This is a genomic window from Moorena sp. SIO3B2 (assembly GCF_010692525.1).
Taxonomy (GTDB): domain Bacteria; phylum Cyanobacteriota; class Cyanobacteriia; order Cyanobacteriales; family Coleofasciculaceae; genus Moorena; species Moorena producens.
Window position 1 is genome coordinate 1 of sequence record NZ_JAAHHE010000281.1, and the last position, 8235, is coordinate 8235.

Here is an 8235-nt window from a genome sequence, read left to right on the forward strand (position 1 = left end):
AGTATAGTCCTGATTATAACTTAATTGAATTGGTTTGGCATTCAGCAAAAGAATATATTGCCAATCGAGTTTTCAAATCAATTGAAGAATTAGAATGTTTGTTAAATCATCTTTTAAATGAAGGAGGGTTAATTATAAAATGGGTACGAAAAATAAAAAACAAAGGCAATGCTGTTATCACAGTTTAAATGCGCAACAGCTTATTTTCACTAATTTCTGTGCCATCAGTTAGGATAATTCGAGTATGCAATTCTTCTCCATATCGGATATGAATTGCAGCCCCTGTAGTGGGAATTAGACCAATGGGCAGAGTGCGCTTTCCTAGCAAAGCATTGAGCAAGGTAGATTTCCCATAATTAAACGGACCAAAGACAGCAATCCGAAATGTGGGATTTTCTAGATGGTCGCACAGGGCAATCACATCCTTTCGCAAGGGTGAGTCTTGCTCCAAATCAAGCAGACCGATAGCAGACCTAAGATAATTGACAACAGACTGATAGATTTGCTGATCTTCCATGACAATTGGTGTTCAGTAATTGGTCTTTGGTTATAAGCATTAAGCCGTCAGCCTTCAGCCGTCAGCTGACAGCTGAAGGCTTAGGTTTTTTTAATTATAATTTCAGGGTAGTTTGATATAGGTTTGAAGATGATAGGCGAAAACCCTAGATTAAGTTCGCTGACTATAGACGAAGTAAGCAAGCATACTTGGCCTAACTAACTGTTTCTGAACTTTTCGGTAATTACTTAAGTTTCCTTAGGACTTTCGTGACTTTGTCCCTCCCACAGCAAGGGATGAAGCGTAAGCACTGATGCAGCAACTACCAGCTCCCTTGAAACCCCTGACTTCAAGCACCATTAGAGCTGTTAAGGCATCTCAAAAAAAAATAAGAGAGCCGTTGGTGTGACTCTCTCGATCATCAGGGTGCATCTACTTGATCTCAGTATAGCAAGATTAATGTGGGGTGCAACCCCTCATACCTCAACGGGAGCAAAATGTTAAAAAACTTAATAGTTTGGTGAGGCTTAATGATTGGGATAATAAAGCGTTCGCGCAGCGTCGGGCTTTGCCCGAATCCCATTGATGTAGCAACCACCAGTTGACTTGAAACCCTTGACTTCAAGCACCATTAGAACTGTTAAGCCATCTCAAAAAAAATAGAGAGCCGTTGGTGTGACTCTCTCGATCATCAGGGTGCATCTACTGATCTCAGTATAGCAAGATAAGTGATGGGTGCAACCCCTCACCCCTATAGTCAAGCAAAATGTTACAAAACTTAATAGATAGGAGAGTCTGAATGATTGGGATCAAGCCTACGCACTCATGCAGCAACCACCAGTTGACTTGAAACCCTTGACTTCAAGCACCATTAGAACTGTTAAGCCATCTCAAAAAAAAAATAAGAGAGCCGTTGGTGTGACTCTCTCGATCATCAGGGTGCATCTACTGATCTAAGTATAGCCAGATAAATGTGGGGTGCAACCCCTCACCCCTTAAAGCGAGCAAAATGTTACAAAACTTAATAGTGCGCATCGGCTTAATGATTGGGATCAAGCGTTCGCGCAGCGTCGGGCTTTGCCCGAATCCCATTCATGCAGCAACCACCAGTTCCCTTCAAACCTCTCACTTCAAACACGTAAAGAACTGTTAAGCCATCTCAAAAAAAAATAGAGAGCCGTTGGTGTGACTCTCTCGATCATCAGGGTGCATCTACTGATCTAAGTATAGCAAGATAAATGTGGGGTGCAACCCCTCACCCCTTAAAGCGAGCAAAATGTTACAAAACTTAATAGTGTGCTGAGGCTTAATGCTTGGGATGAAGCGTACCCACTCATACAGCAACCAGTACTTGACTTGAAACCCTTGAAACCCTTGACTTCAATCACCATTAGAATGTTTCAGCCATCTCAAAAAAAATAGAGAGCCGTGCTTGTGACTCTCTTGATCATCAGGGTGCATCTACTTGATCTCAGTATAGCAAGATAAATGTGGGGTGCAACCCCTCATCCCTTTAAACCAGCAAAATGTTATAATCCTTAATAATTTTCAGGTAGAATCCCTAGGCCAAAATCATCATGCCACTAGGCGGTAATTCAATCCTGACCGTTGCCCTACCCTGGTCATGTTGAACGATTACGGTTTGATTCTGGGGTGGATGGCGTAATTGAGAGTTACTCCAGTAACTGTTGTAGAGCAGAGTAAGGGTTGAGCCGTGGGGGTGTAGTGAGGCATCAATGGTGACGTATGCACCCCGGTTTTCAGTGCCATGGGTGTTTAAAGCAACCAGAATTTCTTGATTGTAGAGAATCCTTGACCAAGCAATTAATTCTCCAGCATCAGGAATAGCAAAAGGTTTGCCGAGATAGGAGGTTTCTCGGAGGTATTGACGACCCCCACGTAGGGTTTTTCCAATCAGGTCTTGTCGATTTCGGAGGTTTGCGATCGCAGAAATTCTGAGATAGGTGGGATGGTCTGGGTCAAAGAAGTGACAGCCACTGGTTTCAAATGCTCCAAAGCTACCCCCAAACATCGATTCACGAATATAGCGATCGCTATTGGAAATGTTGCCATACTCATTGATTGGTTCAACACTAGGGTCATGGCGGTTTTCCGTGCCATCAAAGGCTTGTTCAGTACCGTAATAGATACAGGGTATACCCAACGTGGTCAGTTGCAACCCTACCGCATGGGCTATTTGCTGGTATTTACTAGGAATAGAGTTATTAGCAGCAAACCGATGCTTGCGATCGCGTCCGACCATATCATGGTCATCTAAGATCGAAACATGATACCGTCCCGTTTCCCGGTGGCTACCAAGGATATTATGCTCCTCAAATTGATTAAAAAACTCCCTTGGTGGTGTTAATCCTTTTACCATCCGTGCTAATCGCTTTGTGGGTTCCCCAATATCAAGCACAGCATCCAAGTTGCGACCAAATACTTCCAGGTAGTTGCGGGACATATGAGCCCCATCCGTTACTTCTCCCAACAGTAGGATGTTTTCCTTACCAATCGATTCCGCATATTCCCGGATAGCACCACAAAAACTACGGGAAACTCGCCAAGGAATATGCTTAACCGTATCAATGCGAAATCCATCGCAGTCACTTAGGGCAATCCAGTATTGATAGACTTTAATAATCCCTGCTAGGACTTCCGGTTTAGCGAGATTAATGTCTTTTAAATCAAAGAAATCCCCTCGGCGAAATTCTAGCTCCGGATGCAGTTTGTCTTCCCAAGGGTCTGCACCCCATTCGTTAATATGACCAGCACGAGTGTACCAATCAATGTTTTGAAAGTCTTGAGGCCATACCCCATCAATTTCTGTAGTGATTTCGGAAATCGCTTTACCAGTGCCAGAACGCCAACTATGAACTGGATAAGGTGGTTCAAAACGGTAGGGAAGGCTAGCTTTAGGATTATCATTCTCGTCTTGGTAGAAAAAGTTATTGCCGCTGTGGTTATAAATGATGTCTAAGATCACATACATTTCCCGCTCATGGGCAGCATCCACTAAATCCCGTAAATCCTGACGGCTGCCAAATCGGGGGTCAACATCTAGGAAATTTTGAATCCCGTAGCCGTGATAGGTGTCTAGTTCAATCCGTTGTCGCCAAACTGGACCAATCCAAAGGGTAGTGACACCTAATTGTTTCAAGTAGTCCAATTTACTTTCGATTCCCTTGAGGGTACCCCCTTGAAACCTTTTTCCCTTGCTCATCCAGTCACCTTTATTTTTGGCTTTAAATTGGTTGGGGTTACTAGGGTCAAATTTTTTCCGCTCTAGTTCTAACCCATCACTGAATCGGTCAGGTAGCAGAAAGTATAGAATCTGGTCTCGCCAAGTAATCGGACTTGGATAAACATTGCCCCTCGGTTGCAGGTTGGCCTCAGCGAGGGTTTGGGGAGAGCATGGTTCAACTGGAGTAGACACGATGGAAACCTTTGGTGAATCAATGTTAGTTTCTTTAACGGTATACACCAGTAGATAATTCAATTCCGCAAAAGACTAGTGGGAGTGGGGAGTCGGGAGTGGGGAATCGGGAGTCGGGAGTGGGGAGTGGGGAGTGGGGAGTGGGGAATCGGGAATCGGGAATCGGGAATCGGGAATCGGGAATCGGGAGTCGGGAGTGGTGAATCGGGAGTAGGAATAACAAAATTGAATTTACCTAATAATTGAATCGTGGGGTGTTTTTGAATTTTGAATTGATAATTTTGAATGGTCGCGAAGCGATTGACCAAGGGAAATCACAGAAATCAAACCCAAACTTTCAGCAGATGGCATTGCTAACACTTTCATCCAAATGGAATCGGATCTGTCTTGATGCAGTCGCTCATGGGGGGGACCCCCAAGACCGCGCTGCATCGCTTTTTGGTCATTACCGATTCTGAGGTTTTTGCTGTAATAGAGACGGTGTTTGAGCTTGTACCGTTTGTACAAAGGCAACTCCTGCCTCAATATCCTGTCTGATTTCTTCTTTATGGTCGTGGTAGTAAGCCAGTGCTGCATAGACATCTGACATGGTAATGCTAGGATGGCGATAGAGAATTTCATCCGGTGACATTCCCATGCTTTCGTGGCAGATGACAATATCTTGAACTCGAATCCGATGTCCGGCAATCCGAGGTTTCCCGCCACAAACCCCCGGAGTGATTTCAATATGTTCTGAGATTGTTGGAATGGTTGTCATTGGGAGAGTTCATAAACGTCACTAAAAGAAGCGTTACCTTACGGTAGTATTATTATTGAATAGCACACTTTGCCTTCTGTTTGCGTTCGCATTCAAAGTATAGCATTTCAGCAAATAGTTAAAAAAAATAGTTAAAAAATCCAATAAGCCCGTTTTTCCTAGTAATCAAGTACACAATATTTTACCCCCGATTCCCGATTCCCGATTCCCTACTCCCGATTCCCTACTCCCTTCCCTAGATCATGTCTTACCGTCAATTTACTATTCAAAAAGTAGTCAAGGATTTTGACTTAACTTTAATCGAACAAGGGAATATTTTTGAAAGCGATTGGCCTACGGCCACGCTACGCGAACGCGTAATTTCTCCTAGTCCTTATTTAGCGGAATTTATCACCCAAAATTACCAACTGGCCATCGCACTAAATACTGAAAAAGCCCGATCAGAACTCTTGATATGTCCAGTGTTACTGGCAGTTAGAGAATTCCATCAATACCAGATTAGCTTGTTTTCTGGGGAAGAGTTTAATGTTGACCCAGAAGTAGGATTAAATGGCACCTGTGATTTTATTATTAGTCTGTCACCGGAACAGTTATTTATTAAAGCCCCGGTAGCCATTATTATAGAAGCTAAAAAAGAAGACCTGAAAGGGGGGTTAGGACAATGTATCGCCGCGATGGTAGCAGCTGGTCGGTTTAACCAACAGGAGAATAATAGTAACGGTAATGCGTTCGCGGAGCGTGGCCTACGGCCAATCGCAACGGTTTACGGTGCCGTAACCACTGGGACTCTATGGCGATTTCTGAAATTGGAGGAAAAAACAGTAACCCTCGATCTCGCCGAATATTTACTCCCTCCCATCGAACCTATTCTAGGGAAATTGGTGCAGATGGTGGAATAGGATTAGGACTTATATCAATTCTGTTCCCATACCCCCCTTATCCCCATAGCCCTAGATTCCTGGCATAAAAAGATTTGGTCGATTTTAATAAAGGGGTAATGACCAAGCGGATTTGGTATTATATCAATTGGGAAGATGGGCAAGTGTCGGGAGATAGGGAGATGGGGAATAGTATTTATTTTTCTATAGTTTTTCCTAGTCTAATCAGGTACATCATATAAATATTTTTCCCTGCTCCGAAGCTCCGTTCGCGTTCGCGCAGCGTCTGGCTCTGCCAGTAAGCGTGGCCCACGGCCTTAGCTCCCTGCTCCCTAAAACCTAGAAAAAAGCCAAAAAAATGGGGAAGAAAAAGTTAGTAAAAACCTTCCCCTCAAGGAAAAGCTAAAGACTAGAAGATGAAAAAACTAGAATATCAAAAAAAATCTGATCACATCTAACCCTAGCATAAACTAATTTAAAATGTCAATGGTTTTTTTGTAAATTTTTATGTTTAGGCTTGTATTTTTATCTAGGAATGTTAATATTTTTATACCAAGTTGCATTCAAAGATATAGCAGAAGTCAGAAGTCAGAAGTCAGAAGTCAGAAGTTAAACTCAAGCCAAACTGTAGTTTGAGACTTTTGTCATGTCCTAATTACCCTGGCGACTGCTATAGTAGATTGCTGGGATAGGGAGATAGGGAGATAGGGAGATTTGGGAAAGAGAAAGTTGTACCTTTGACCGCAACTTAGTATCGAGTTATCCATAGCTTAACTACACAACTGGAATAAACGCTTTAGAATGACGTAAATACTGGGTCATTTGCCCATTGGCCTTTGAGAATTTTGGTTTTGAGTTCCGGTACAGTAGTATGCCTGCAACTATTGCCCTGATTGCCCACGACAACAAGAAAAATGATATAGTGGCATTTGTCAAGCGCCACCACATCGTTTTCTCTCGCTACACCTTAATTGCTACAGGGAACACAGGGAAACAAATTCAAAACTCCACTGGCTTACCTGTTGATTGCTTACTCCCTGGTCCTATCGGTGGAGATGCCCAGTTGTTTGCAGCGGTGGCGGAGGGAAAGGTCTGTGCTGTGTTTTTCTTCATCGATGCACTCCATGCTAAATCCCATGAACCTGATATTCAGGCTCTCTTACGGATTTGTGATGTCCATGATGTAGCGATCGCCACCAACTTAGCTACAGGAGAACTGGTCATCAGTGCCCTAGCGCGGACCCAAGTGGCTCACCTTATTTTTAATCCAGTGGCCGGTCAAGGAGACTCCGATCATGAATTGACCATTATTGAAAACATGCTGGGTGGCCATTTCAATCTCCATATCCATCAAACTACTCTAGAAATTACGGCGGAAGAATTGACCAAACGGGCGATCGCAGTCCACGCCGATCTCATCATTGCCTCTGGCGGTGACGGCACCGTATCCGCCGTTGCCAGTCAGCTGATTGATACCAACATTCCCCTCGCCATTATTCCCAGAGGAACCGCTAATGCCTTTTGTCAGGCGTTGGGCATTGGTGGCACAGTAATGCCCATTCGCGCCGCCTGCCGCATCATTTCCGAAGGCTATACCAAAGTGATTGATGCGGCTCGCTGTAACGACACCCCCATGATTTTATTAACCGGAATTGGTTTTGAAGCAGAAATGGTCGATAAAGCTAGCCGAGAATTCAAGGATCAGTGGGGGGTACTGGCCTATCTGGTAGCGGGATGGCAACAACTGGATGAACAAGAGCTATTTGATGCGGCTGTGGAAATTGAAGACCAGATCTATCGAGTTGAAGTAGGGGCTATCACTGTGGCTAATGCGGCTCCCCCTACCTCAGTGTTAGCCCAAGGAATGGGTGAAGTTATTTACGACGACGGGTTACTGGATGTCACCATGGCCAAAGTAGACACAAAACTTCAGGCGGTCACATCAATGGTCAATGCCTTTGGTGCCGCGTTGGTTCACCTGACACCCAACCAAGAAAATATTCATCATGTCCGAACCCGCAGTATCAAAATCGCCACAGATCCCCCTCAGAAGGTGGTTGTGGATGGAGAAGTCATTGGAACAACTCCTATCAAAGTTGAATGTATTCCCAAGGGATTGACTGTATTTGTCCCCAACCCCAATTAATCTGCCTCAAGCCCAAATAATCTCAATTTGTGTTCGCGTAGCGTGACCGTAGATCAATCGCGTAGCGTGGCCGTAGGGCAATCCCACGACCTAAGTGTTTCATTTATATAGTTGATTATACTGATCAGGTACATTAAATTTTATTATCCCGACTCCCGATTCCCGACTCCCGATTCCCGACTCCCTAAAACTCCAGAATCATAGATTAAGCTAGTAGCAAAGTTAGTTAAAAAACTAGGTTTATGTTCAAAAAGCTATTAGCTCAGGTTGGCATTGGAGCAGCAAAGGTAGATACACGTTTGTACTTTGATTCCCTAGCTCCTGGGGAAATGGTAGAAGGGGAAGTTTATATTACTGGGGGAGATGTTTCCCAGAAGATTGATGATATTTATATTTATAGTTATTTTAAATAAGGAGGAGACACTAAGAAGCACAATATTCACGAATTACTTCATCCAGAGAAGTGTCTATAGAAGTATACATTCTGGCTCTCTTTAAAGCACTAAAATCATGCTCTATATC

Annotated in this window: 6 protein-coding genes and 3 pseudogenes; 4 read left to right on the forward strand and 5 right to left on the reverse strand. The window is 43.7% G+C overall.

Annotated features, from left to right (window positions below; genetic code table 11):
• Nucleotides 1-188 (forward strand): annotated as a pseudogene (locus tag F6K38_RS31090) (IS630 family transposase); the annotation flags it as partial.
• Here the strand turns inward: F6K38_RS31090 and F6K38_RS31095 are convergent.
• The 4 genes from F6K38_RS31095 to F6K38_RS31110 form a co-directional block, all read right to left on the reverse strand.
• On the reverse strand, nucleotides 185-517 hold the full coding sequence (locus tag F6K38_RS31095) for a dynamin family protein (protein ID WP_287296683.1): 333 nt from the start codon (nucleotides 515-517) through the stop codon (nucleotides 185-187). The pseudogene F6K38_RS31090 and the gene F6K38_RS31095 sit on opposite strands and share 4 nt — an antisense overlap.
• Before the next feature lie 1540 nt (nucleotides 518-2057).
• Nucleotides 2058-3932: an alpha-amylase family glycosyl hydrolase gene (locus F6K38_RS31100; RefSeq protein ID WP_044494659.1), complete on the reverse strand. Its 1875-nt coding sequence runs from the start codon at nucleotides 3930-3932 to the stop codon at nucleotides 2058-2060.
• A 59-nt stretch (nucleotides 3933-3991) separates the two neighbouring features.
• The gene (locus F6K38_RS31105) at nucleotides 3992-4240 is read right to left on the reverse strand and encodes a hypothetical protein (RefSeq protein WP_154659909.1); all 249 of its coding nucleotides are present in this window, start codon (nucleotides 4238-4240) and stop codon (nucleotides 3992-3994) included.
• A gap of 137 nt (nucleotides 4241-4377) precedes the next feature.
• Nucleotides 4378-4689, reverse strand: a complete 312-nt coding sequence (locus F6K38_RS31110; RefSeq protein WP_044494655.1) for a DUF433 domain-containing protein — start codon at nucleotides 4687-4689, stop codon at nucleotides 4378-4380.
• 242 nt (nucleotides 4690-4931) lie between these two features.
• Between F6K38_RS31110 and F6K38_RS31115 the strand changes: the two genes are divergently transcribed.
• The 3 genes and pseudogenes from F6K38_RS31115 to F6K38_RS31125 all read left to right on the forward strand — a co-directional run.
• A complete protein-coding gene (locus F6K38_RS31115; RefSeq protein ID WP_008188049.1) occupies nucleotides 4932-5588 on the forward strand; it encodes a hypothetical protein in 657 nt (218 codons plus the stop codon).
• Nucleotides 5589-6438: 850 nt separating this feature from the next.
• Nucleotides 6439-7713, forward strand: coding sequence for a methylglyoxal synthase (gene mgsA, locus F6K38_RS31120; RefSeq protein ID WP_008188048.1), 1275 nt, complete (start codon nucleotides 6439-6441; stop codon nucleotides 7711-7713).
• A gap of 242 nt (nucleotides 7714-7955) precedes the next feature.
• A pseudogene (locus F6K38_RS31125) lies at nucleotides 7956-8111 on the forward strand (sporulation protein); the annotation flags it as partial.
• Nucleotides 8112-8136: 25 nt separating this feature from the next.
• On the opposite strand, the pseudogene F6K38_RS31130 reads toward F6K38_RS31125, so the two are convergent.
• Nucleotides 8137-8235 (reverse strand): annotated as a pseudogene (locus tag F6K38_RS31130) (IS630 family transposase); the annotation flags it as partial.